The following is a 23,329-nucleotide window of genomic DNA, read 5'->3' as shown; positions in this document are numbered from 1 at the left end:
ATCGAGGTGTCCTTCGACATCGACGCCAACGGCATCATGCACGTCACGGCGAAGGACCTCGGCACCGGCAAGGAGCAGAAGATGACCGTCACCGGCGGCTCCGCGCTGCCGAAGGACTCCATCGACCGCATGGTCCGCGAGGCCGAGCAGCACGCCGAGGATGACCGCAAGCGGCGCGAGGCGGCCGAGACCCGCAACCAGGGCGAGCAGCTCGTCTACCAGACCGAGAAGCTCATCAAGGACAACGGGGACCGGATCCCGGAGGATGTGCGCGGCGAGACGGAGAGCGCGCTGGCCGAGCTGAAGGAGGCGCTGAAGGGCGAGGACAGCGCGGAGATCCGCCGGACCCTGGACAAGACGGCCACGGCGGCACAGAAGATCGGCAGCGCCCTGTACGAGCGGGCGCGCTCCGAGAGCGGCACGGCCTCGGAGCAGAGTGCGGCCGACAGCGGCGCGAAGGGCGGCGACGACGTCGTGGACGCCGAGATCGTGGATGACGACGACACCTCACGGGCGGGCTGATCGTGGACCGGATCCAGCCGCAGAGCACGGAGTTGCGACGCCTGCTGGGCGAGCGCACCGCCGATCTGCAGCGGGTCAAGGCCGAGTACGACAACTACCGCAAGCAGGTGCGGCGCGACCGTATGGCGGTGCGTGAGATCGCCACGGAGAACGTGCTGCGGGCGCTGCTGCCCGTGCTCGACGCCGTGGAGGCCGCCCGCAGGCAGGAGGAGGCCATGCCGCCCGGTCTCAGGGCCGTCGTCGATGTGCTGGAGACCCAGCTGGGCTCCCTGGGCCTGGCGGCGTTCGGGGCGGAGGGCGAGCCCTTCGACCCCATGTGCCACGAGGCGGTGACCCATGTCGTCGCCGCGGATGCGGAGTGCCTGATCTGCACCGAGATCCTCGCCCCCGGCTACCGGGTGGGCGACCGGCTGCTGCGCCCCGCGCGCGTCACGGTCACCGGACCGCCTGCGGCGCGCGGCACAGTGGACGGCGGATGGACCGGGGCGGGGCACACCGGGGGCGGACGAGTGGACTCAGGAGGGCCCGCCGCGCTGCGGCGGGGGCCGTAGCCGGGAGACCGCCGCCTTGACCCACGGCCGTGACGGCCGTGGGTCAAGGCGACTTCCGGTCCTGGGGTGGATCGTGGGCGGGGGGCTCGGGGGGCCCGTTCCGGGGCTCTGGGGGGCAGCGGAAGACAGCGCTTACCGGGACCCGTAAACGGAATGTTTCAGGCCGATTGCCGAGCCATGGGAAACCGGCCAGGCGACGGTCCGGGACAAGCCGTAACCGCGCAGTTTCAAGGGGTGAGCGTGCGAATCCTGTGACTTCACGCCACTGATTCAATACTCAAAGTTACCGAAACCCGGGGGGTCGATGTGAGTTTCCGGCGCGGACTCGGCAGACTCCGGCACGCCGAACCGGCACCGGACGTTGCGGCTCAGGCCTACGTGTCGTCAAAGCTGAAACGTCACTTCAATCGAGCGGAAGGATGCACACAATGCCGAACACCGCGCGCTGGGCAGCGACCCTCACCCTCACGGCCACCGCCGTCTGCGGCCCCATCGCTGGGACCGCGCTCGCCGCCCCGAACGCCACCCCTGCCTCGTTGTACGCCCCCTCGGCCCTGGTCCTGACCACGGGCCACGGGCAGAGCACCGCCACCGCCACACCGCAGCGCGCGGTCACGCTGACCTGCGCGCCGACGGCCTCGGGCACGCACCCGGCCGCCGCCGACGCGTGCGCCGACCTGCGCGCCGTCAACGGCGACCTCGACGCTCTGCCGGCCCGAGAAGGCGTCTTCTGCACGAAGTTGTACGACCCCGTCGTGGTCACCGTGCAAGGCGTATGGCAGGGCAAGCGCGTCGACTACGAACGCACCTTCGCCAACGAGTGCGTGAAGAGCTCCTACGGGACCGCGCTCTTCGCGTTCTGAGGGCCGGGATCGCGCGGTAACCGCGAGCGTGGACCGCGGGCTTGTAACTGGGGAGTGCGAGCCCAGTCGCGGCGACCGTGAGATCTCGCAGCGGAGGCCGGCCGGGAGGAGTGGGGCCATCCGGCCGGTCTCCGGAATCTTGTGTCCTTGACGGACCGTCACCCCGCTGCGCGTGGTCGCAGCGGGGTGAAGTCGTATACGACCCAGGCCTTTCCGGGCGCCGACCGTGACCGGGCCGCCGAGGGCCTGACGCGTGGCCGGATGTCGCGGAGCGTCTGTGTCCCGGATCGCCGTCCTGCCTCGGCGAAGGCGCCGCGCGTCAGTGGTGGTGGCCGTGCCGGCCGAGGGTCTCCACGGGGGTCGCGCCGGGGCGGGTCCACTGCGGCACGGGGCGGCTGGTCGGGCCCCAGGTGGCCTTCCCGTCCGCGTCCGAGCGCCAGGACCAGCACGCGCTCTGCCCCTCGGGCCGGCCTTCGGGGTTGTCCTCCCACGTCTCGCCGCGGCCGTAGGGTGTCATGTCGAGCAGGCCGAGGGACCCGTTGACCCGTTCGTTGCCGCGGCCCGTCGTGGAGTAGGTGAGGAACACGCGGTCGCCGTCGCGCAGGAAGCAGGTGATGTGCCCCATGCTGCGGCCGACCGGCGCGTCCACGTCGCGCACCGAGTACCAGGGCTGGGTGTAGCCCATGAACTCGGCGTAGGAGGCCACCTCGTCCCAGCGGCCCTTGGTCAGGACGGCGAACGAGACGCCGCGGGCGTTGAGGCAGACGGCGTCCTTCAGGTGCCAGGCCGTGGTGGTGCAGCCCTCGCACTGGCCGTGGTGCGGCGCGCCGTCGTGCCACATGTGCTTGTAGACCGCGAGTTCGTCGCGGCCCTGGAACAGGTCCAGGAACGGGACCGGGCCGTCGGGTCCGACGACCTCGACCGTCCCGTCGAACTCCACCATCGGCAGCCGGCGGCGGGCCGCCGCGATGGCGTCGCCCTCGCGGGTGTGGCCCTTCTCGCGGACCAGCAGCTCGTCACGGGCGGCCTGCCAGGTGGCCAGGTCGGCGACGGGTGGGCGCCCGGGCAGCGCGGTCGGGTCGTCCGGCGTGGTGGTCATGATGTCCTCCGTGGTGTCTCGTGCCGGGCAGCGTTCTACGCCGTCCTACGACGGTCACCGGAACAGACTCCCGACCCGGCCGGAACTCATCGCGGCAGGGGCGCCCCCGGACCAGCGTGCGCGGACCACGTCGGAGTGACGCGGTTCAGCACGTGTCGAGCGGCGCCTCTCGGATGTCAGGCCGCACCGTGCGGATCCCCTCCGGGTGAGGGCCGCGCTCCGTCTCCCCCCGTCCCCTCCGGCGACCACGGCTGCGGACCCGGCACCTTGGCGAGCGGGGGGAAGCGTCTGAGCAGGCCCGCCGCGCGCAGCAGACGGTGGACGCGGGGCCGGTCCGAGACCAGGCGCAGCCGCCCGCCGCGCTCCCGCGCCCTGGACTCCGCCCGGCACAGCGCGCGCAGGCCCGAGCAGTCGAAGAAGACCACCGGCCGCAGGTCGACGAGCACATCGGGCGCGGGCCGGCCCGTGGCCGCCTCCAGATGCTCGGCCACGGAGCCCGCCGTCGCCATGTCGATCTCGCCCGACACCTCCACCACCGTGTACGGGCCGAGGGTGTAACTGCGGGCGAAGGGGTTCGCCGCCACCGGTTCGGAGGACATGGCCGGCTCCTCCTCGGCAGGGGAGTATGCGTTTGATCTGCGTAAATACCCCGCCCTGGGCGAAAACATCCCTTCGGCCACCCTGACAAGATCTAGTTCACTCGACCGGCTGAACTTAAGTACTGATGTCTTGACAGGTCCGGGACTCGCGGCGCCCGGGGCGACACCGGGCGGCCCAAAACCGCAGGTCCGACGGCAGCCCTTACGATGACCCACGACGAGGCAACGGCGCCGACGACAACAGACCCGACCGCAAGAGGTGAGATGGACATCCACCGAGCGCTCGCCGGGGCCGCCGTTCCGAGCCCGGCCCCGACGCGGGAGCCGACCCACCGGACCGTCTCCGGACACCTGCTCTCCCGTCGCCGGGACGGGAGCACCGGATGACCGCCGACGCCGGACTCACCGTCCCCGTCACCCCACCCCCTGCCGCCCTGCGCACCCATGCCCGGAGCGACTGACGCTCCGACGCGGACTCGGCCCCCGCACCCCCTCGCCTCCACCAGAAAGCAGGACATGTCCTCCACGCCCCCGTCGCTTCTCGACACCGCCGGGACCATCCCCGAGCTTCCGAGCGACCCCGTCGACATCCGGCTCGTCGTCACCGACATGGACGGCACGCTCCTCGACGGCGACGGGCGGATACCCGAGGGCCTGTGGCCGCTCCTCGCCGAACTGCGCCGACGCGGTGTGCTGTTCAGCCCGGCGAGCGGCCGCCAGTACGCGACTCTGGCCCAGCAGTTCGCAGACGCGCGCGACGGGATGGTCTTCATCGCGGAGAACGGCACCTACGTGGTGCGCGACGGGGTCGAACTCGGCTCCGATCCGCTGGACGCGGCGGTGGCCCACCGCGTCGTCGCCACCACGCGCCGTCTCGCGGCCGGCGGCGTCGACGTCGGGGCGGTCCTGTGCGGCAAGCGGTCCGCGTACGTGGAGCGGACCGACGACGCGTTCGTGGCGGAGGCCGGGCGCTACTACGCCCTGCTGGAGGCGGTGGAGGACCTCACCGCAGTCGAGGACGAGTTCCTCAAGGTGGCCCTGTTCGACTTCGGCCCCGTGGAGCGGACCACCGCCCCCGCCCTGAAGCCGCTCACCGCGACCCACCAGGTGGTCGTCTCGGGCCGGCACTGGGTCGACGTCATGAACGCCACCGCCAACAAGGGTGCCGCGCTACGACGGCTCCAGCAGGACCTGGACATCACGCCCGCGCAGACGCTGGTCTTCGGGGACTACCTCAACGACCTGGAGATGCTCGACATGGCGGAGTGGTCCTTCGCCATGGCCAACGCCCACCCGGAGGTGATCCGGCGGGCCCGTCGCGTGGCACCCCCGAATACGGAGAACGGCGTCCTGCGCACCATCACCCGCCTGCTGCACCTGCCCACCCCCTGAGCACGGGCCCGAGACACCTGCCCTCAGGCATCCAGGGAGCCCTACGTCGGCAGTGGCCCTCATATCTCCGGACGGCGCCGGATCCGGGCCGCCAGGACGGCCACGTCGTCCTCCGCGTGCCCGGCGTCCAGACGGTCCAGCACATCCGCGAGCAGTTCCTCCACACCGGCTCCGGGCCGCACCCGCAGCCCGGCCAGCCGGGCCAGCGACACATCGATGTCCTCCGCACGGCGCTCCACGAGACCGTCCGTGAACAGCAGCAGCGTGTCCTGGAGCGTGAGCGGGCGCGTGGTCGGCTCATAGCCGCCGAGCCCTGTCCCCAGCGGCGGTCCGGTCGGCACGTCCAGCAACCGGCCGGTGCCGTCCCCGGCGAACAGGGCCGGCGGCAGATGCCCCGCGCTGGTCAGCGACGCCGTACCGCGTGCCGGGTCCACCTGGACCAGCAGACAGGTGGCCGGCCGGCGGGTGCCCTCCTCGTAGACGGCGGCGTCCAGCCGGCGCAGCACCCGGTGGGGCGGCAGATCCGTGGAGGCCATGTAGCGCAGCATCGAGCGATAGGCGTTCATGTCGACCGCCGCGTCCAGCCCGTGCCCCATCACGTCACCCATCACCAGCAGGGTCCGCCCGAAGTGCAGCCGCACCGTCTCGAACCAGTCCCCGCCCACCAGGGTCCCGCCGCCCGCGGGCAGATAGCGCGTGGCCAGGTCCAGATTGGGATGCGGCCGCCCCGGCTCGGCCAGCAGCGCCCGCTGGAGGCGGAACACCGTGCCGCGCACCGCCGAGTGGTAGCGCGCGTGCCCGAGGTGCACGGCCGCCAGCCGGGCCGCGAAGAACGCGAGAGCGACGTCCCCCTCCGAGAACGGCGGACCCTGCCGCACCGCCAGCAGCACCCCGTACGAGCGGTCGCGCCCCTGCAGCGGCACGGTCATCACCTGCCGCCCGGCGGACGCCGAACCGCCCGGCGCCACGGTGACCGGATGCCGCTCGATCAGCGCACGCAGCGACAGCGGGCGGGCGTCGTTCGCGCTCCACGCGCCGAGCAGCCCGGCGCGCCCCGCGCTGACCACCCGTGTCAGAGCGGGCGGGGGCCTGGTGGCGGACGGCGCGGACGCGGGGTCCTCGGGCAGCAGATCCACCGCGGCGGCGTCACACACCCGGGCGCACACATAGGCGGCCAGTTCCTCGCATGTCTTCCGCTCGTCCAGGGTCGTACCGATCGACTCGACAGCGTCCTGAAGGCCCTGCTGCGGATCCGCAGCGTGCTCAACGCCCACAGCGCCACCTCCGCGACAACACGTCCCGAGTCCATCCACGCACGGGGCGGCCGGGCTCGCACCCGCGCCGCGGCCCGACCCGCTCAGAGATCGTTCACCAGTACAGCCGCCCCGTCGAATCGTCCGGCCTTGAGGTCACCGAGAGCACGCTGCGCCTGCGACAGCGGGTAGGGATGCGTCGTCGCACGGACGCCGTACCGGGCGGCGAGTTCCAGGAACTCCCGGCCGTTCTCCCGTGTGTTCGAGGTGACGCTGCGCACCTCCTTCTCGTAGAACAACTCGCTCTCGTAGTGCAGTACCGGGACGTCGCTCAGATGAATGCCCGCCACCGCCAGCACACCGCCGCGGTCCAGCGCCCGCAGCGCCACCGGGACCAGTTCCCCGGCCGGCGCGAACAGGATCGCCCCGTCCAGCGGCTCCGGTGGCAGATCGTAGGCACCGCCCGCCGACGCGCACCCCAGCGAGAGCGCCAGCCGCCGCGACGCCTCGTCCCTGGTCAGCACGTGCACGGTGGCCCCCTGCGCCAGTGCGACCTGGGCGCACAGATGCGCGCTGCCACCGAAGCCGTACAGCCCCAGCCGCCCGCCCGGCGGCAGCGACGTCCGCAGCAGCGCCCGGTAGCCGATGATGCCCGCGCACAGCAGCGGCGCCAGCGCCACGTCGTCCACGTCCACCGGCAGCCGGTAGGCGAAATCCGCGGGCACCGTCGTGTACTCGGCGTATCCGCCGTCGGCGTCCCAGCCGGTGTACTCGGAGCCGGGGCACAGGTTCTCGGCTCCCCGCAGGCAGTACCGGCAGGTGCCGTCCGTACGGCGCAGCCACGCGGCCCCGACCCGGTCACCGACGGCCCAGGTGCCCGCCGCCGCTCCCACCGCTGCGACCACGCCCGCCACCTCGTGCCCGGGCGTCACCCCCGGCCGGTGCACCGGCAGATCACCCTCGGCGACATGCAGATCCGTACGGCACACACCGCACGCCCGCACCTGCACCAGCAACTCGCCGGTCCCCGGCACCGGGACCGGCCGCTCCACGAACCGCAGCGGCTCCCCTTCGACGGGACCCGGCCGGTCCACCACCCATGCGCGCATCGCCCGCTCCCCGTCGCTCGACGACTGCCCCCGTTCCAGTGTCGGGCAGGTGCGCGGGCCGGCGCGCGACGCGCGGGGTACCTGGCTACGGTGGGAGACGGAGCCCGAGCCGTCGAACGGGAAAGGTCGCACGCCATGGCGGTACAGCCCGAGGGAACGCCCTGCTGGGCGGACGCGATGTTCAGCGACATCGAGGGTGCCAAGCGTTTCTACGGCGACGTGCTCGGCTGGACTTTCGGCGAGTCGTCGTCGGAGTACGGCCACTACACACAGGCTTACACCGACGGCAAGGCGGCCGCCGCGGTCGTACCGCCCATGCCGGGGCAGGAGGGCCAGTCCGCCTGGTGCCTGTACTTCGCGGCGGCGGACGCCATCACGACGGCAGGGAGGATCCGGGAGCACGGCGGCGATGTGCTGATGGAGCCGATGCAGGTCGGCGACTTCGGCACCATGGCCCTGGCCCGTGACCCGAGCGGTGCCGTCTTCGGCATCTGGCAGGCGGGCACCCACGAGGGCTTCGAGGCCGTGGGCGTGCCCGGCGCGTACTGCTGGGCCGAGGTCTTCACCCGCGCACCGGAGAAGTCCGACGCCTTCTTCCCCGCGGTCTTCCCGTACCAGGCCAAGCAGATCCAGGACGAGGCGATCGACTTCCGTGTCTTCGAACTGGGCGGTGCACCCGTGCTCGGCCGTTTGAAGATGACGGACGACTTCCCGCCGGAGGTCCCGCCCTATGTCAACGTGTACTTCACCGTCGACGACTGCGATGCCGCGGTCCAGCGGGCGGTGGACCGCGGCGGGATCCTGCGGTTCGGCCCGATGGACAGCCCCTTCGGGCGGGTCGCGGCGCTGAGCGATCCCCAGGGCGCCAACTTCTCCGTCATCGACGTCACCACCACCCAGGGCGAGATGCCGGACATGACCGCGGTGTAGGCGCCGGGCGGGTCCCCCGGCTCGGCCGGTGTGCGCGTGCTCGGTCCGGCCCGGGGCCGGTGCGGTCTCCGGGGCGTGGCATGATCGGAGACATGTCTGTACGAGTTGTGGCCGCCTGCGACGGGGCTTCGAAGGGAAACCCCGGACCTGCCGGATGGGCCTGGGTCGTCGCCGACGACGATGAGATCCCCGGCCGCTGGGAAGCCGGCCCGCTGGGCAAGGCGACCAACAACGTCGCCGAACTGACCGCGCTGGAACGGCTGTTGACCGCCGTGGACCGGGACGTCCCGCTGGAGATCCGGATGGACTCCCAGTACGCGATGAAGGCCGTCACGACCTGGCTGCCCGGCTGGAAGCGGAACGGCTGGAAGACCTCCGCGGGCAAGCCCGTCGCCAACCAGGACCTGGTCGTGCGGATCGACGCGCTGCTCGACGGCCGTGAGGTCGAGTTCCGCTATGTCCCCGCGCACCAGGTGGACGGCGACCGCCTCAACGACTTCGCGGACCGGGCCGCCAGTCAGGCGGCCACCGTCCAGCAGGCGGCGGGCAGTGAGCACGGCTCCCCGGAGCCGCCGCCCTCGCCCGCCCCGGCGGCGACCGCCCCGGCCCGCCGTGCCGCGCCCGCGCGAAAGCGCACCACCACCGGTCGCACACTCAAGGCCAAGTTCCCCGGCCGCTGTGTCTGCGGCCGCTCGTACGCGGCCGGCGACCCCATCGCCAAGAACGCCCAGGGCTGGGGCCACCCGGAGTGCCGCACGACCGGCGACGACTAGCGCCGCATCGGCGGCGTCGGCCCCTCGGGTGCCGTCGCCGCCGTCCCGAGCACGATCTCAGTCGGTGTCGAACGTGTAGTACGCCGTGTGGTCCAGCAGATCGGCCGGGCGGACGTCGTTCCACGGCTTCATCGTCTCGTTCAGATCGACGACGTCCGGTGTGCCGCCCGTCGGCAGATATCCGGACCCCGGATGCCGGCGCTGCCACTCGGCCCACAGCTTGTCCACGAAGGCGTGGTGCAGCCAGAAGACCGGGTCGTTGGGCGAGACCCCGGTGGCCATCTGGCCGCCGACCCACACATGGACCCGGTTGTGGAGGTTGACGCCCCGCCATCCTTCGAGTTGGTTGCGGAACCCGTCCGACGCGCTGTTCCAGGGCGCCATGTCGTACGTGGACAGGGCGAGCACGGAGTCGACCTCCGCCCGCGTCGGCAGGGCGCGCACACCCTCGCCGAGGGAACGCCGCAGATAGGTGCGGCTGTCCACCCGCACGGCGATCGGCCAGTTGCCGGCGGACGCGGAGAACGCCCCGTCCATCACCCGCCCGTCCAGGCTGCGCCCCGTGCCGCCGAGGAAGTCCGGCGCCCACAGCGAGGAGCGCGCGGAGCGGTCGGTGGTCCAGTCCCAGTAGGGCAGCGCGACCGAGGAGTCGACGGACTGCAGGGCCCGTTCGAACTCCACGAGGAATCTGCGGTGCCAGGGCAGGAACGACGGCGAGCGATGGCCCGTCCGTTCACCCATGTCGGTGTCGCCCATGATGAAGGCGTTGTGGGTCGTGACGAAGGCGTCGTAGCGGCCGCTGCGCTTGAGCTCGACGAACGCGGCGACCAGCCGCCGCTTCTCGTCGGCGGTGAGGCTCGCCTGGTTCTTGCGTACGGTCATGTGCGGAAGGCTCCGGAAATCCTCTGCGGGAAGGTCAGTTGAACGGGACGAGCGGGGCGCCCTGAAGCTCCACGACGGCTGCGCGGGCCGCCGCCCGAGGGCTCGGCACGGGGGCGTAGTGGCTGACCACACTGATCCAGCTGCCGTCCGCGTTGCGCATCACATGCAGTTCGACCCCGTCGATGAACACGCCGTATCCGGAACCGTGGTGGCCGCTCGCGGTGGCGCGGCCCTCTATTCGACGGCCCCGGTAGACCTCGTCGAAGGGCGCGGACGCGCCGTGGTCGTGCCCCGGCGCCATCGCGGCGGAACCCGGCGCGGAGGAGACCGCTGCGGAGGCGGCCGGGGTGGCGGCGGACGCCGGGGCGGCCTGCGCCGCGAGACCGCCGGCCGCTACCACGGCCCCGGCCGCGAGGGCACGGCGGCGGGAGAGTTCGGACATGCGAAGTCCTCCTGGATGGCTGGGTGTTGACGTCCCGTCCTGCCTATCCGGCGCCTGCCGGGGTCGGGAAATCCCGACGAACGGGTTGGCTACGATCAGGACAATTGCCCACATGTCGTGCAAACTTGAACCAAGATGATCTTGCTGTGAAGTCGGTCGCGGGCCGGTTGGACGGGGAAATTCCGCCCCGCGGGGAGCCGGTGGGCGAGGATCTTTCGCGACCCCGGCCCCGTTCGTGGCGCGGCTCACGTCCGCGATCTGACGCGAACTGCCTTGCGCGACCCGGCTCGCGGGCGACGGCCGACGACGCACCGCGGCGGCGAGGTGCGGACATGCTTTTGGGTGAATGTCTATTCACCCGGTACGGTGAATGTCTATTCACCCGCCTCTCCCTGTACCGGCCGCCGGAGTGTTCATGGTCCCGATACCCGCCCCCGCCCTCCGCTCCGCCGACCCCGCCGGGAGGGACGACGGGCGGCCGGGAGTGCGGGACCGGCTGGCGGTTCCGGTGCTGGCCTTCGGCGGCATCCTCATGGCCGTCATGCAGACGGTGGTCGTCCCCCTGCTGCCCGACCTGCCCCGGCTCACCGGCGCCTCCGCGGGCACCGTCTCCTGGATGGTCACCGCCACCCTGCTGGCCGGCGCGGTGCTCACCCCGGTGCTGGGACGCGCGGGGGACATGTACGGCAAGCGGCGCGTGCTGCTGGCCGCCCTCGGGCTGATGACGCTCGGCTCGCTGCTGTGCGCGCTCTCCTCCGACATCACGGTGCTCATCACCGCGCGTGCCCTGTCCGGTGCGGCGGCCTCGGTCGTCCCGCTGTCGATCAGCATCCTGCGCGACGAACTGCCGCCCGAGCGCACCGGATCCGCGGTCGCGCTGATGAGTTCCACCGTCGGCATCGGCGCCGCCCTGGGGCTGCCGTTGGCCGCCCTCGTGATCCAGTACGCGAACTGGCACACCATGTTCTGGGTGACGACCTGCCTGGGCGCCTTCGGTCTGCTGCTGGCCTGGTGGGCGGTGCGTGAGTCGCCGGTGCGCGCTCCGGGGCGCTTCGACGTCCTGGGCGCGCTGGGGCTCGCCGTCGCGCTGATCTGTCTGCTGCTCGGTGTGTCGCAGGGGGGCGAGTGGGGGTGGGGGAGCCCGCGGATCGTGGGCCTGTTCGTGGCCTGTGTCCTGGTGCTGGCGCTGTGGTGCCGACAGCAACTGCGTGTCGAACAGCCCCTGGTCGACCTGCGCCTCGCGTCCCGCCCGCGCGTGGCCCTGCCCCATCTGACGGCGCTCCTGGTCGGCTTCGGGTTCTACGCCAACTCGCTGGTCACGGCCCAACTCGTCCAGGCGCCCAAGGCCACCGGATACGGGCTCGGCCTGTCCATCGTGGGCAGCGGCCTGTGTCTGCTGCCCGGCGGGGTGACCATGCTGCTGTTCTCCCCGGTCTCGGCGCGGATCTCGGCGGCCCGCGGCCCCCGGGTCACCCTCGCCCTCGGCGCGGCCGTCCTCGCTCTCGGCTACGCCGTACGCATCGCGGACAGCCGTGACCTGTGGATGGTCGTCGTGGGTGCCTCGATCGTGGCGACCGGCACGACCCTCGCCTACTCGGCCCTGCCCACCCTGATCCTGCGGGCCGTACCGGCCGGCCAGACGGCCTCCGCGAACGGGGTGAACGTCCTGATGCGCACCATCGGCCAGGCCGTCTGCAGCGCGGCCGTCGCCGCGGTCCTGGTCCACCACACCAGCCTTCTCGGAGGCGTCCCCGTGCCCACGCTCCATGGCTATCTGGTGGCGTTCGCGATGGCGGGCGGCGTCGCGCTGGTGGCCTGTGCGGCGGCCCTCGCCATCCCGGGGGACGGTGGGTCCGGCGGTCTCGGCCGGGTGCAGAGGGAGACTACGGTGCCTCATGACGAGGCGCTGGAAGGAGCGTGACCGCTGTGCCCCCCTCATCCGCTGCCGCCCGCCGAGCGCGGGCCGCCGCCGAGGACACACCTGCCCGCCGGGCGGACGAGAGACCGGCCCACCGCGACGACGGGCCCGCATCGGGGGCTCCCGTGCCCACCACGGACACCGGCGGATCCTCCATGCGCCGCGATGCCGAGGCGACGAAGGCCGCGATCCTCCGGGCCGCCCGCCACTTCCTCGCCCGTCAGCCCCACGCCGACATCACGCTCAAGGCGGTCGCCGAACGGGCGGGGGTCAGTCCGCCGCTGATCCTGAAGTACTTCGGCAACAAGGACACGCTCTTCACCCAGGTCATGTCCTTCGAGACGGACGCCTCGGCCCTGCTGGACGCACCGCTCGACGATCTCGGGCGGCACATGGTCCGCCAGGTCCTGGTGAGCCAGACGCAGCAGGGCGCCGACCCCCTCCTGCGCATCGTGTTCGTCCCGCTGCACGGCGACCGGGGCGACGTCCTGCGCGACAACTTCCGTACCCAGGTCACCGCCCGCCTCGCCGCCCGGCTGAGCGGGCCCGACGCGGGCCTGCGCGCGGAGCTCGCCCTCGGCACCCTGCTGGGACTGGGCGTGATGTTCGGCATCGCGCGCGGAACCCGTCTGCGCGCCACGGATATCGAGGCGATCGTCGAACGCTACGCCCCCGCCGTCCAGGCGCAGCTGACTCCCTAGTGCTGCGACCGGAAAGGTTCACCGGCTCGCGACGCCCGGCACGGCACCTCGCCGCGTCGTCGCATCGCCCGAGTACATCCAGTACACGGGCGATGCTCCGCCTTGCGATGCTCCCCCACTGCCGGAAAGGCGTGGGGGCACCCCCAGCACCGGACGCCGCGAGCTGTCCGGCAAACCTTTCCGGCCACAGCACTGGACCGGCTCAGTTCACCCCGCGTGGCCGGAACTGGATGCTGATCCGGGGGCCGGTCGCCCGGGTGCTCTTCGGCACCGCGTGCTCCCAGGTCCGCTGGCAGCTGCCGCCCATGACGATCAGGTCGCCGTGCCCGAGGGGACGCCGCAGGGCCTCGCCGCCGCCGCGCGGTCTGAGCGCCAGGTCGCGGGGGGCGCCCACGGAGAGGATCGCGACCATGGTGTTCTCGCGTGCGCCGCGGCCGATCCGGTCCCCGTGCCAGGCCACGCTGTCACGGCCGTCCCGGTAGTAGCAGAGCCCGGCCGTGACGAAGGGTTCCCCCAGCTCGTCCGCGTAGTGGGCGGACAGGGCGTCGCGCGCCTCCTCCAGCACGGGGTCCGGCAGGGGATCGCCCGGGTGGTAGTAGGCGAGGAGTCGTGGCACGTCCACCGTGTGGTCGTACATCTGCCGTCGCTCGGCCCGCCAGGGCACCTCGGCGGCCAGCCGCTCGAACAGCGCGTCGGCTCCGCTGAGCCACCCCGGGAGCAGGTCGATCCATGCCCCGGCGCCGAGCGGGGTCCGCCGCAGCCCGTCGAGCGGGGCGAGCCGGAGGTCGTCGGTCTGGTCGAACAGCGAGCCCTGGAGATGCGTGGCCATAGGGGCAGCGTACCCCTTGAATCGAAAATATGTTCTGATCGCGGTCGAGGTGTACCGCGTGCCGGTGTGGCGTACGTCAACTGCTTTGCTGCGAAGCAACCTTGGGGATGGGAGTGGCGTCCTGATCGACAGCGGGCGGTGGTGCGGCCCGGGCATCGGAAGGGTTCGGGCGGGTGTCCAGGGCCCTATACGCGTCGTGTATACATGTCACGTATACACGTCACGTATACATTTCGTGTATACGTGTGCGTCCGCCACGGAGCGGAGAGCCGGATGCCCGCCGTGCCTGCCGCCCCCCACAGCCGGCACCCGTCGGCCGCGCGGCAACGCGTCCGGTCGGCAGCAGATCGAAAGGCACTCATGTACGGCAAGGCCTTCGCCCCGGAGTACCAGGGCGCTCTGACCTCCCTGTCCGTGAACTCCTCGCTCACGGACGTCCTGGCCGCGGGCACCGAGCAACTGCGGGCCGCCGAGCGCGCCGGGGCCCGGCAGGAGGCGGCCCGCTCCGGTCTGGCGGTCGCGGAGGCGCACCGCCGGCTCGGCCAGGTCGCCGACGCCGACCGCGCCTGGAAGGCGAGTTACCGCACCGCCCGGGAGGCGGGCGACACCGCGGCGATGGCGTGGGCCCTGTGGAGCGGCGGCACCCTGGCCCGGCAGCGCGGCGCCCTGCCCCTCGCCTGGCGGCTGCTGCGGCTCGCCGCCGACTTCGGCGAGCGGGCCGGGGACGTCGTCGTGCGCGGATATTCGCTCGCGGGAATGGCCGAGACCGGTCGCATCCAGGGCGACTACGAGGCCGTGACCGCACTCCACGAGCAACTGCTGGCCGAGGCGCGCCGCCGTGGCGAGGCCCGGCACACCGTGTGGGCGCTGGAGGGCATCGCGCAGATACATCGCAACACCGGCGCGTACGACACCGCGTACGCCATGTTCGAGGAGGCGGCCGACATCGCCGCCCGCGCCGACGACCGCCGTGGCCACGCCTGGGCGCTGCGCGGTCTCGCCGACATCCTCTCCGTCCGGGACGGGAACACCGAACGGGCCCTGGAGTTGCTGTCCGAGGCGGAGACCGGATGCCGGGAGATGAACCTCCTCGGCGCGCTCGCCTACAACCACAAGATGCGCGGCAACGTCCTCTACCGCGCCGGGCGTTACAAGGAGGCACGCGACCTCTACACCCAGGCGCTCGCCGAGTTCGAGGGCATGGACGAGCCGCGCGGGACCGCCCTGGCCCGCCTGGGCCTAGTCAAGTCGCAGGCCCGGCTGGGCCGTGCCGGCGCCGAGACAACCGCCGATCTCGACGCGCTCGCCCGGGACCTGGACGGGATCGGGCTGCGGCACGGCCGTGCGATGGTCCTGCGGGCCTACGCGGAACTCGGGCTCACCGCGCCGGAAGGAACCGGACGATGACCGCCCCGGCCACCGCGGACGCCCTCGGCTCCCGGCCCGAGACCCTCGCCGCCGGACGGATCCTCGACCGGGCCCGCGATCTCGTCGCCCCCGCCCTCACGGACGCCGTCGCCACGCTGCACCCCTGGATCGCCGAGATGGCCGCGTACGCGCTCGGCCACGGCGGGACGGACACCGGCGGTCGCGGGACCGAGGCCGACTCTCGGGGCGGGAAGGGCGTCCGCCAGGCGCTCGCCCTGCTCGGCGCCGAACTGGCCGGCGCGCCCGCCGACAGCGGCGTCCCCGCCGCCGTGGCCGTCGAACTCGTGCACACCTTCTCCCTGGTGCACGACGACATCATGGACGGCGACGCCCTGCGCCGGGGCCGCCCCGCGCTGTGGAAGGCGTACGGCACCGGCCCCGCCGTGCTCGCGGGCGACGCGCTCCTCGCCCTCGCCGTGGGGACCCTGGGCGCGGCCCCGGAAGCCGCGCGCCGGCTCAGCGCCGCCCTCGACGACCTCGTCCGCGGCCAGGCGGACGACCTGCTCCTCGCCCGCCGCCCCTGGACCGGTCCCGAGGCCGTGACCGCGGGGGAGTACGAGACCATGGCCGAGCGCAAGACGGGGACGCTGCTCGGCTGTGCCCTCGCCCTGGGGGCCCAACTCGGCGGGGCGGACGAGAGGATCGTGGCCGCCCTCGACCGGGCCGGCCGTCACCTCGGCGTGGCGTTCCAGATCGTCGACGACCTGCTGGGCATCTGGGGCGATCCCGAGGTCACGGGCAAGCCCGTCCACGGCGATCTGCGGGAGGGGAAGAAGACCCTCCCGGTCCTCGCCGCCCTCGACGGTCCGTACGGCCCCGAGCTGGCCCAACTCCTCGGCGCCCGTGACACGGCGGAGCGTGCCGCGGACCTCGTGGCGCGGGCGGGCGGCCGTGCGGCCGCGCTGCGCGAGGCCCGTCGGCATCTCGCCGCCGCGTACGCCCTCCTGGACTCGGTCCCGTGTTCCCCGCATGCGGCCGGGGAGCTGCGCAGCCTGCTCTCGGCCCTCACCCGGCGCACGGTCTGAGCTCTCTCGTCTCCGGTCGCCGCGGCGCGGGGCCGGAGGCGATGCGACATCGGTCACATCCCGTCCGGAAGGCGGCGGTGCGGGCAACCGACCCCTGCCCGCCGCCCCTCTCTCCCCCCGACACACCATCGGTCATCGGCTGGTCACACAGATCCCATCTTTTGTAAAGAGATCACCTGAAAAGCCGTAAAGCGGATCTTCCTTCTTTACATGTACATGGTGAATGTATGAGGGTGTCGCATCGGGGCCCGACCAGCCCCCGCGGCGCTTAACAGCGCCGTGCGCAAAGGCGGTCGGCGCTCACGGCCGCCCCCTGTGATGAAGGAACTCTGTGCGCAAACCCCACATACGCAGGCTGACGGTCGCCGTCACGGTGGTGACGGCGACCACGATCCCGGCCGTACCGGCGCTCGCCGACGTGCCCACCGCCGCCGCGGCGGCCGCGGCGCTCTCGCCGGTCGACGCGGCCCGGGCCGCCGCGTTCGCACACGCCTCCGCCACCGGTGTCACGCGGGGGGACACCTTGCAGGCGAAGGACGTCATGACCGACCCGGACGGCAAGCAGCACGTCCGCTTCCTCCGCAGCCACCAGGGCATGGCCGTCCTCGGCGGCGACCTGGTCGTCCATCTGGACCGGCGGGGCGGCTACCTGGGCGTGACCCGTGCCGCGGACCACGCCGTCAAGCCCGCAACCACCGAGGCGAAGCTGACGGCCGAACAGGCCGCGAGCAAGGCCGCCGACGCCGCGCAGGGCGAGGCGGGCACCGCCGAACTCGTGGTGGACGCCCGTGACGGCCACGCCACCCTCGCCTACCAGGTGCGGGTCACGGACAGCCGCACCGCCGAGGCGGGCGGTTCCCGCACGGTCGTCGTGGACGCGCTGACCGGCCAGGTCCGCAGCGACACACCCGACAGCGACGAGTTCATCTCGCCCGCACTGGGCCGGACCCTGCGCAAGCGGGGCGAGTCGGCGACCCCGGGGACCGACGGCCCGGCGGCGCTGTCCGGCCTCACCGCCGCGACGGCCTCCGCGGCCGCCCACTACCCGTCCACCGCGAACGGCACCGGCGCCTCCCTGTTCGTCGGGCAGGTGCCGCTGACCACCACCCGGACCGCCCGTACGAAGTACCTCCTCAAGGACCCAACCCGCTGGGGCACCGAGACCCGGGACGCCAAGGGCCGGGAGCTGGAGGCCTTCTCGCGCGGCACCGCGTTCACCAGCACCACCGACAAGTGGGGCAGCGGCGCCACCTCGAACCGCGCCACCGTCGCGGTCGACGCCCAGTACGGCATCACCAAGACGCTGGACTTCTACAAGAAGACCTTCGGCCGCAAGGGCATCAAGAACAACAGCACCGGCGCCCACGCGATGGTCCACTTCGGCAGCAAGGTCGGCAACGCCTTCTGGGACACCGACTGCGGCTGCATGCTCTACGGCGACGGGGACGGCACCCTGTTCAAGAAGCCGCTCGTGGTCCTCGACGTCACCGGTCACGAACTGACCCACGGCGTCGTCGAGGCCACCGCCGGCCTCGAACCGACCCGCGTGGACCGCTTGGGCCAGTACGGCGAGCCGGGGGCCCTCAACGAGTCGCTCGCGGACATCTTCGGCACGGGCGTCGAGTTCGCCGCCAACAACCCGAAGAACCCGCCGAACTACCTGATGGGCGAGAAGCTCGGGCTGCGGCAGAAGTTCCTGCGCCGACTCGACCACCCCTCCCTCGACAAGCTCGAGGGCACGGTCGACTACTGGTCGCCCCAGCTGTACGACACCGAGGTGCACGCGGGCTCCGGCGTCTCCTCGCACGCCTTCTATCTGCTGGCCGAGGGCAGCGGCAGGAAGACCATCGGCGGCGTGGCGTACGACTCGCCCACCTACGACGGCTCGGAGGTGACCGGGATCGGCCGGGCCAAGGCCCTGGCGATCTTCTACCGGGCGCTCACCCGGTACATGGTCTCCACGACGGACTTCCACGACGCGCGCACCGCGACGCTGAAGGCCGCCGCCGACATGTACGGCGCGGGCAGCACCGAGTACAAGACGGTCGACGCGGCCTGGGCGGCCGTCGATGTGACGGCCGCCGACGCCCCGTCCGCCGGCAACTGACCCGGTCCGGACACGCGGGGGTCCGCCGCCCGGCGGGCCCCCGCGCTCAGTGCTCCTTCTGCGGGGTCACCTCACTGGGCCGTACGACCACGTAGCCCTCGCCCTCCAGCTTCAGCTGGACCGCTTCCCCCGAACCGCCGCGCAGCATCGAACCGATGGACTGCGACCGGTGCAGCGAGGTCTGGAGCCGCGCCGTCCAGCCCACCACCGCGTCGGTGTCCACGAACACCGGCTGCTGCGGCGAGACGGGTATGACGAGCGGGTTGCCCTCGCACATCAGCCCCAGGTGGCCGAACCCGGTGAACACGCTGTTGAACAGCCCGCCGCCGGCGATGCCCGCACCCTTCACGGTCTGGATCCGGTACGACAGCGACGCGTCGAAGCAGAGCACGTTGCGCCCGTTGACCGTGAACTCGTCGCCCTGTTCGACCTCCACGATGAAACAGTTCTGCGCCTCGTGCGCGAACCAGGCCTCGCCCTGGCCGCGCACGACCATCAGCGGCAGCCCCTCGCCCGTGACGGCCCGCTTGAGCATCCCGCCGACGCCCTGGCCCTTGCGTTCGAACTGCAGGTTTCCGCGGTAGGCGACCATCGCGCCCTGCCGCGCGAGCATCTCGCCGTTCACCACGTACCGGATGGACTTGGCGTTCTGCACGGACATGCCCGGCCGGTCGGCCGGCTGCACCATGTGGTCGCTGGAAAACAGATCACCCTTCATGGGCGCATGGTGTCCCGGAAGATCGCGTTCCGCCAAGGTCGGCGATGTTCTGAAACGGCAACAACCCCGAAGGCGCCCCGACTTCTGCGTTTCGGCCGATGACCGGACCGCAGGCGGGGAACGATGTCCCAGGAGTCACAAGGCGAAGGACGGTCAGCGCATGACGGTGCTCGGGGTCGACATCGGTACGTCCAGCAGCAAAGGCGTGCTGGTCGGCACGGACGGGACGGTGCTCGGCACCGCGGTGCGGCCGCACGCGGTCAGCCGGCCGAGGCCGGGCCATGTCGAGATGGACGCGGCCGTCTGGTGGGACGAGTTCGCCTCCCTCGCCCGTGAGCTGGTACCGCCCGGTACCGCCGTCGAGGCGGTCGGCGTCAGCGGCATGGGCCCGTGCGTGGCCCTCGCCGACGAGAACGACACACCGCTGCACCCGGCCATCCTCTACGGCGTCGACACCCGCGCCACCGCCCAGATCGCCCGGCTCGACGCCGAACTCGGCCCCGACGCCGTGCTGCAGCGCTGCGGGTCTCTGCTGTCAACCCAGGCCGTCGGCCCCAAGATCGCCTGGCTCGCGGAGCACCGCCCCGGCATCACCGCCCGCGCCCGGCGGCTGTACATGCCCAGCTCCTATCTGGTGAACCGGCTCACCGGCGCCTATGTGCTCGACCACCACTCGGCGAGCCAGTCCGTGCCGCTGTACGACTCCACCACCCAGGAGTGGTACCGCCCCTGGGCGCGCCGCATCGCGCCGGACCTCGAACTGCCGCCGCTGCGCTGGCCCGGTGAGATCGCCGGGCGGGTCACCGCCGACGCGGCGGCCGTCACCGGACTCCCCGTCGGCGTCCCGGTCGTCACCGGCACCATCGACGCCTGGTCGGAGGCGCTGAGTGTCGGTGCCCAGCACACCGGCGACCTGATGCTCATGTATGGCAGCACCATGTTCCTGATCAACACCGTCGCGGAGCGGCTCCTGGTGCCGCAATTGTGGAGCACGGTCGGCGCACTGCCCGGGACGCGCAGCCTGGCCGGCGGCATGGCCACGTCCGGGGTGATCACCGACTGGCTGCGGGAGCTGCTCGGAGTCTCCGGGCACGACGCGCTGCTCGCCGAGGCCGAGGCGTCCGGTGTCGGCGCGAAGGGCCTGCTGATGCTGCCCTACTTCGCGGGGGAGCGGACCCCGGTCGCCGACCCGGACGCCCGGGGCGTGATCGCCGGACTGACCGTGGAGCACACCCGCGGCGACCTGTATCGGGCCGCGCTGGAGGCCACCGCCTTCGGGGTGCGGCACAACGTGGAGGCGATGCGCGCGGCCGGTGCCGACATCCGCAGGGTCGTCGCGGTGGGCGGGGGCACCCAGGGCGGTCTGTGGACCCGTATCGTCTCCGATGCCGCGGGCCTGGAGCAGGAGATCAGGACCGTGACGCTCGGCGCGAGCTACGGGGCGGCGTTCCTCGCCGCGAACGCGGTCGGCGACGCCGACATCGACAGCTGGAACCCGGTCCGCGAGCGCGTCCTGCCCGAGCCCCGCCGGCAGTCGCGCTACGACGGTCTCTACGACCTCTATCTACGGCTGTACCCGGCGACCCGCGACATCGGCCACGCCCTCGCCCGCCATCAGCGCGCCACCGCCGAGGCCCCCCGGGGATGAGGACCGCCGTGGACGACCCGCACCGGGGTGGGACCGCCGCGCGGCACGACGGCGCCACCCGGGGACCGGCTCAGCCCTTGATCTCGGTCCAGGCCTGCACCCAGCGGGAGTACGGGACGCACTTGACGTTCGTCCGGCCGTCGAGACATTGCTCGATCGGAGTCGTCCAGAACGCGATGTCCTTCCAGTAGCTCTCGTCGGTGGCGTGGAAGGTGTCGCAGAACGCCGGGTCGCTCGTCTCGTCGCAGGACTTGATGTTGGCCGGGGCCTCGCCGTAGTACTCGGCCACCTGCGCGTTGACCTTGGGAGAGATGATCCAGTTCATCCACTTGTACGCGCAGTTGGGGTGCTTCGCCTTGGCGGACAGCATCCAGGTGTCGGACCATCCGGTGGAACCCTCCTGCGGAAGGACCGCCTTGACCTTGGCGCCCTCGCTCTGGGCAAGGTTGGCGATGACCTGCCAGGTGGTGCCGATGGTGGAGTCGCCGCTCTTGAAGGCGGAGACCTCCTTGAGGTAGTCGCTCCAGTACTCGCCGACGTTGGGGCGCTGCTTCTTCAGCAGGCTGACGGCCTCGTCGAACTGCTCCTGGTCGAGCGCGTACGGATTCTCGATGTGCAGCCCCGGCCGGGTCTCGCGCAGATACAGCGCCGCGTCCGCGATGTAGATCGGTGAGTCGTACGCCGTGAGGTGCCCCTTGTACCGGGAGGCGTCGTCGAACACCGCGGACCAGGACGTGGGGGCGGGGGAGACCTCACGCGTGTTGTACATCAGCAGATTGGCGCCCCGGCCGTGCGGGATGCCGTAGGCGGTGCCGTCGACGGAGTTCCAGCTCTGGTTCTTCAGCCCGAAGAAGACGTCCTGGTAGTTGGGCACCAGGTCGGTGTTCACCGGCGCCGCCTCGCCCGAGGCGATGAGCCTGAGGGAGGCGTCACCCGACGCGGAGACGGCGTCGTAGGCGCCCGACTTCATCAGTTTGACCATCTCGTCCGAGCTGGCCGCCACCTTGGCGCGGACCTGGCACCCGGTCTGCTTCTCGAAGGGGGTCACCCAGTCGGCCTTCGGGTCCGTGGAACCGTCCTCCACATAGCCCGCCCAGGCGACCAGGTTCAACTGGCCCTCCGTGCGGCCGAGTTCCGACTGCGCCTTGAGGTCCGGCGGGTTGAAGCCGGCCGACGAGGAGGCGCTCGACTCGCCGAACAGTCCGCAGCCGCCGACGAGCAGCAGCGAGCAGACGGTGGCCGTCGCTTTCAGGGATCTCTTCAGACGCACGGAAATCTCCACGGTGTGGGGGAGTGGGGGAATCGGGGGCGGTTGTGTGACGGTGGGTGACAGTCGATGCGCGGGACGTGCAGCATGCGACCCGGGCGAAGGGTGCGACGGTGCGTCCGTGCATCCGGGGTGGGGACGGCGGGCGCGGACGACGGGGCGACGCCGGGCGCCACGGGTCGCGACGGCGCGCTCGAGCGCCACCCCTGGCCGATGGGCGGACCGGCGCGACCACCCGGGAGTCCGCCCGCAGGACTGGGTGACACCTTCGGGCGGATGGCGTGGTCAACACCCTACGGAGCGTCGCCGGTCTGATCAACTTCCGTCTGTGCAAGGCAAGTTGACGGACAGTCAAGATGCGGTGAAGCGAGCCGGGCGTATACGGTCGCGGTCATGTCCGACCTCCCGCAGCAGCCCGGCGCCGCGCCGTGCCTCGCCGCCCAGGCCGTCCCGACGGGCACGAGTCCCACCGCGAGAGACGGCGGCCGCCACACGGGTGCGGCCACGGCGGCACTCGACGCGGTCACGGAAGCCGGCGTGGCGGCCCAGGTGCGCCGCACCCTGGAAGCCGTCTTCGACACCGTCGCCCGGGTCCGGGCCGACACCACGGCCCTGCTGACCCGTGTCGCCGCCGAGGGCCGTGCCCCGCAGACCGCCGACCTCGCCGTGCTGCGCCCCGGCCTCCGCCAGGACCTCGTTCATCGGGAACTGGTCTCCGGAGTCGGCTTCGTGGCGGCCCCGGGGCTGCTCGGCGACGTACCGGCGTGGCTGGAGTGGTGGCAGAGCGGTTCCGACGGGGGCGTACGACCGCTGCTGCTGGACCTCGACCCACGGCAGTCCGCGTACTCCGACTACACGCACTGGGACTGGTTCGCGCTGCCCCGCGACACCGGCCACCGCGCCGTCGCCGGCCCGTACGTCGACTACCTCTGTTCCGACGAGTACAGCCTCACCCTGTCCGCGCCGGTGCATGTGGCGGGCCGGTTCGCCGGGGTCGCCGCGGCGGACGTCTACCTCAGGCACTTCGAGGCGGCCGTGATGCCGTTGCTCAAGGAACTGCCCCGAGCGACGCACCTGGTCAACGCGCGCGGCCGGGTGGCGGCCTCGGCCGACCCGGCCCATCTGGTCGGCTCGCTCACGAAGGGCCCCGACTTCGGCGCCGTGCTCACCGGGGCACGGGCGCACCGCCACGAGGGGCTGCGGCTCGTCCCGTGCGACGACATTCCGCTCGTCCTCGTCGTCGCGGAGGACTGACCCGGCCGGGCGCCACCGC

At 72.1% G+C, this 23,329-nt stretch carries 22 protein-coding genes; 13 read left to right on the top strand and 9 right to left on the bottom strand.

What is annotated here, in order from left to right:
• The 3 genes from ACFYX0_RS10290 to ACFYX0_RS10280 form a co-directional block, all read left to right on the top strand.
• A partial coding sequence (locus ACFYX0_RS10290) for an Hsp70 family protein (protein ID WP_388968772.1) occupies positions 1–522 on the top strand: 522 nt, incomplete at its 5' end.
• A 2-nt stretch (positions 523–524) separates the two neighbouring features.
• Positions 525–1,073 carry a nucleotide exchange factor GrpE gene (gene grpE, locus ACFYX0_RS10285; RefSeq protein ID WP_388968769.1) on the top strand — a complete coding sequence of 183 codons (549 nt, stop codon included), beginning with the start codon at positions 525–527 and terminating at the stop codon, positions 1,071–1,073.
• A gap of 428 nt (positions 1,074–1,501) precedes the next feature.
• A complete protein-coding gene (locus tag ACFYX0_RS10280) occupies positions 1,502–1,936 on the top strand; it encodes a protease inhibitor (RefSeq protein WP_355914478.1) in 435 nt (144 codons plus the stop codon).
• 319 nt (positions 1,937–2,255) lie between these two features.
• Here ACFYX0_RS10280 and ACFYX0_RS10275 read toward each other — a convergent pair whose 3' ends face one another.
• Positions 2,256–3,035, bottom strand: a complete 780-nt coding sequence (locus tag ACFYX0_RS10275; RefSeq protein ID WP_388968766.1) for a DUF899 family protein — start codon at positions 3,033–3,035, stop codon at positions 2,256–2,258.
• A 176-nt stretch (positions 3,036–3,211) separates the two neighbouring features.
• Positions 3,212–3,634, bottom strand: a complete 423-nt coding sequence (locus tag ACFYX0_RS10270) for an STAS domain-containing protein (protein ID WP_388968763.1) — start codon at positions 3,632–3,634, stop codon at positions 3,212–3,214.
• A 516-nt stretch (positions 3,635–4,150) separates the two neighbouring features.
• Here ACFYX0_RS10270 and ACFYX0_RS10265 point away from each other — a divergent pair.
• Positions 4,151–5,026: a Cof-type HAD-IIB family hydrolase gene (locus tag ACFYX0_RS10265; protein ID WP_388968760.1), complete on the top strand. Its 876-nt coding sequence runs from the start codon at positions 4,151–4,153 to the stop codon at positions 5,024–5,026.
• 59 nt (positions 5,027–5,085) lie between these two features.
• Here the strand turns inward: ACFYX0_RS10265 and ACFYX0_RS10260 are convergent, their stop codons facing one another.
• Complete coding sequence (locus ACFYX0_RS10260) at positions 5,086–6,300, bottom strand: PP2C family protein-serine/threonine phosphatase (RefSeq protein WP_388968757.1); 1,215 nt, start codon at positions 6,298–6,300, stop codon at positions 5,086–5,088.
• 83 nt (positions 6,301–6,383) lie between these two features.
• A complete protein-coding gene (locus ACFYX0_RS10255) occupies positions 6,384–7,388 on the bottom strand; it encodes a zinc-binding alcohol dehydrogenase family protein (protein WP_388968754.1) in 1,005 nt (334 codons plus the stop codon).
• A 135-nt stretch (positions 7,389–7,523) separates the two neighbouring features.
• On the opposite strand from ACFYX0_RS10255, the gene ACFYX0_RS10250 reads away from it, so the two are divergent.
• Both ACFYX0_RS10250 and ACFYX0_RS10245 read left to right on the top strand, forming a co-directional pair.
• A complete protein-coding gene (locus tag ACFYX0_RS10250; protein ID WP_388968751.1) occupies positions 7,524–8,318 on the top strand; it encodes a VOC family protein in 795 nt (264 codons plus the stop codon).
• A gap of 80 nt (positions 8,319–8,398) precedes the next feature.
• The gene (locus tag ACFYX0_RS10245) at positions 8,399–9,091 is read left to right on the top strand and encodes a ribonuclease H (protein WP_388968747.1); all 693 of its coding nucleotides are present in this window, start codon (positions 8,399–8,401) and stop codon (positions 9,089–9,091) included.
• Between the two features lie 57 nt (positions 9,092–9,148).
• On the opposite strand, the gene ACFYX0_RS10240 is transcribed toward ACFYX0_RS10245, so the two are convergent.
• Both ACFYX0_RS10240 and ACFYX0_RS10235 read right to left on the bottom strand, forming a co-directional pair.
• Complete coding sequence (locus ACFYX0_RS10240) at positions 9,149–9,973, bottom strand: tyrosinase family protein (protein WP_388968744.1); 825 nt, start codon at positions 9,971–9,973, stop codon at positions 9,149–9,151.
• 34 nt (positions 9,974–10,007) lie between these two features.
• Entirely contained in the window at positions 10,008–10,415 is a 408-nt protein-coding gene (locus tag ACFYX0_RS10235; protein WP_388968741.1) for a tyrosinase cofactor, read from the bottom strand.
• A 415-nt stretch (positions 10,416–10,830) separates the two neighbouring features.
• Here ACFYX0_RS10235 and ACFYX0_RS10230 point away from each other — a divergent pair, with 415 nt between their 5' ends.
• On the top strand, positions 10,831–12,336 hold the full coding sequence (locus ACFYX0_RS10230; RefSeq protein ID WP_388968738.1) for an MFS transporter: 1,506 nt from the start codon (positions 10,831–10,833) through the stop codon (positions 12,334–12,336).
• A gap of 152 nt (positions 12,337–12,488) precedes the next feature.
• On the top strand, positions 12,489–13,034 hold the full coding sequence (locus ACFYX0_RS10225; protein ID WP_388968802.1) for a TetR family transcriptional regulator: 546 nt from the start codon (positions 12,489–12,491) through the stop codon (positions 13,032–13,034).
• A gap of 202 nt (positions 13,035–13,236) precedes the next feature.
• Here the strand turns inward: ACFYX0_RS10225 and ACFYX0_RS10220 are convergent, their stop codons facing one another.
• Positions 13,237–13,863 carry an alpha-ketoglutarate-dependent dioxygenase AlkB gene (locus ACFYX0_RS10220; RefSeq protein ID WP_355914512.1) on the bottom strand — a complete coding sequence of 209 codons (627 nt, stop codon included), beginning with the start codon at positions 13,861–13,863 and terminating at the stop codon, positions 13,237–13,239.
• Positions 13,864–14,223: 360 nt separating this feature from the next.
• Here ACFYX0_RS10220 and ACFYX0_RS10215 point away from each other — a divergent pair, with 360 nt between their 5' ends.
• The 3 genes from ACFYX0_RS10215 (at position 14,224) to ACFYX0_RS10205 (ending at position 18,423) form a co-directional block, all read left to right on the top strand.
• Entirely contained in the window at positions 14,224–15,270 is a 1,047-nt protein-coding gene (locus ACFYX0_RS10215; RefSeq protein WP_388968735.1) for a tetratricopeptide repeat protein, read from the top strand.
• Positions 15,267–16,316: a polyprenyl synthetase family protein gene (locus ACFYX0_RS10210; RefSeq protein ID WP_388968732.1), complete on the top strand. Its 1,050-nt coding sequence runs from the start codon at positions 15,267–15,269 to the stop codon at positions 16,314–16,316. Before ACFYX0_RS10215 ends, ACFYX0_RS10210 begins: the two co-directional genes overlap by 4 nt.
• Positions 16,317–16,647: 331 nt before the next feature.
• Positions 16,648–18,423: a M4 family metallopeptidase gene (locus ACFYX0_RS10205; RefSeq protein ID WP_388968729.1), complete on the top strand. Its 1,776-nt coding sequence runs from the start codon at positions 16,648–16,650 to the stop codon at positions 18,421–18,423.
• A 46-nt stretch (positions 18,424–18,469) separates the two neighbouring features.
• Here the strand turns inward: ACFYX0_RS10205 and ACFYX0_RS10200 are convergent, their stop codons facing one another.
• Positions 18,470–19,141, bottom strand: a complete 672-nt coding sequence (locus ACFYX0_RS10200) for an AIM24 family protein (protein ID WP_355914524.1) — start codon at positions 19,139–19,141, stop codon at positions 18,470–18,472.
• A 160-nt stretch (positions 19,142–19,301) separates the two neighbouring features.
• Here ACFYX0_RS10200 and ACFYX0_RS10195 point away from each other — a divergent pair, with 160 nt between their 5' ends.
• Positions 19,302–20,789, top strand: a complete 1,488-nt coding sequence (locus tag ACFYX0_RS10195; RefSeq protein ID WP_388968726.1) for an FGGY-family carbohydrate kinase — start codon at positions 19,302–19,304, stop codon at positions 20,787–20,789.
• Positions 20,790–20,859: 70 nt separating this feature from the next.
• Here ACFYX0_RS10195 and ACFYX0_RS10190 read toward each other — a convergent pair whose 3' ends face one another.
• Positions 20,860–22,059, bottom strand: a complete 1,200-nt coding sequence (locus ACFYX0_RS10190) for an ABC transporter substrate-binding protein (protein WP_388968723.1) — start codon at positions 22,057–22,059, stop codon at positions 20,860–20,862.
• Between the two features lie 390 nt (positions 22,060–22,449).
• Here ACFYX0_RS10190 and ACFYX0_RS10185 point away from each other — a divergent pair, with 390 nt between their 5' ends.
• Entirely contained in the window at positions 22,450–23,310 is an 861-nt protein-coding gene (locus ACFYX0_RS10185; RefSeq protein ID WP_388968720.1) for a cache domain-containing protein, read from the top strand.
• Positions 23,311–23,329 lie beyond the last annotated feature (19 nt).

Origin of the sequence: Streptomyces sp. NPDC002573, from assembly GCF_042889625.1 — a bacterium.
Taxonomy (GTDB): domain Bacteria; phylum Actinomycetota; class Actinomycetes; order Streptomycetales; family Streptomycetaceae; genus Streptomyces; species Streptomyces gibsoniae.
The sequence above is the reverse complement of the archived record's forward strand: the minus strand, read 5'-3'. Positions and strand labels throughout refer to the sequence as shown.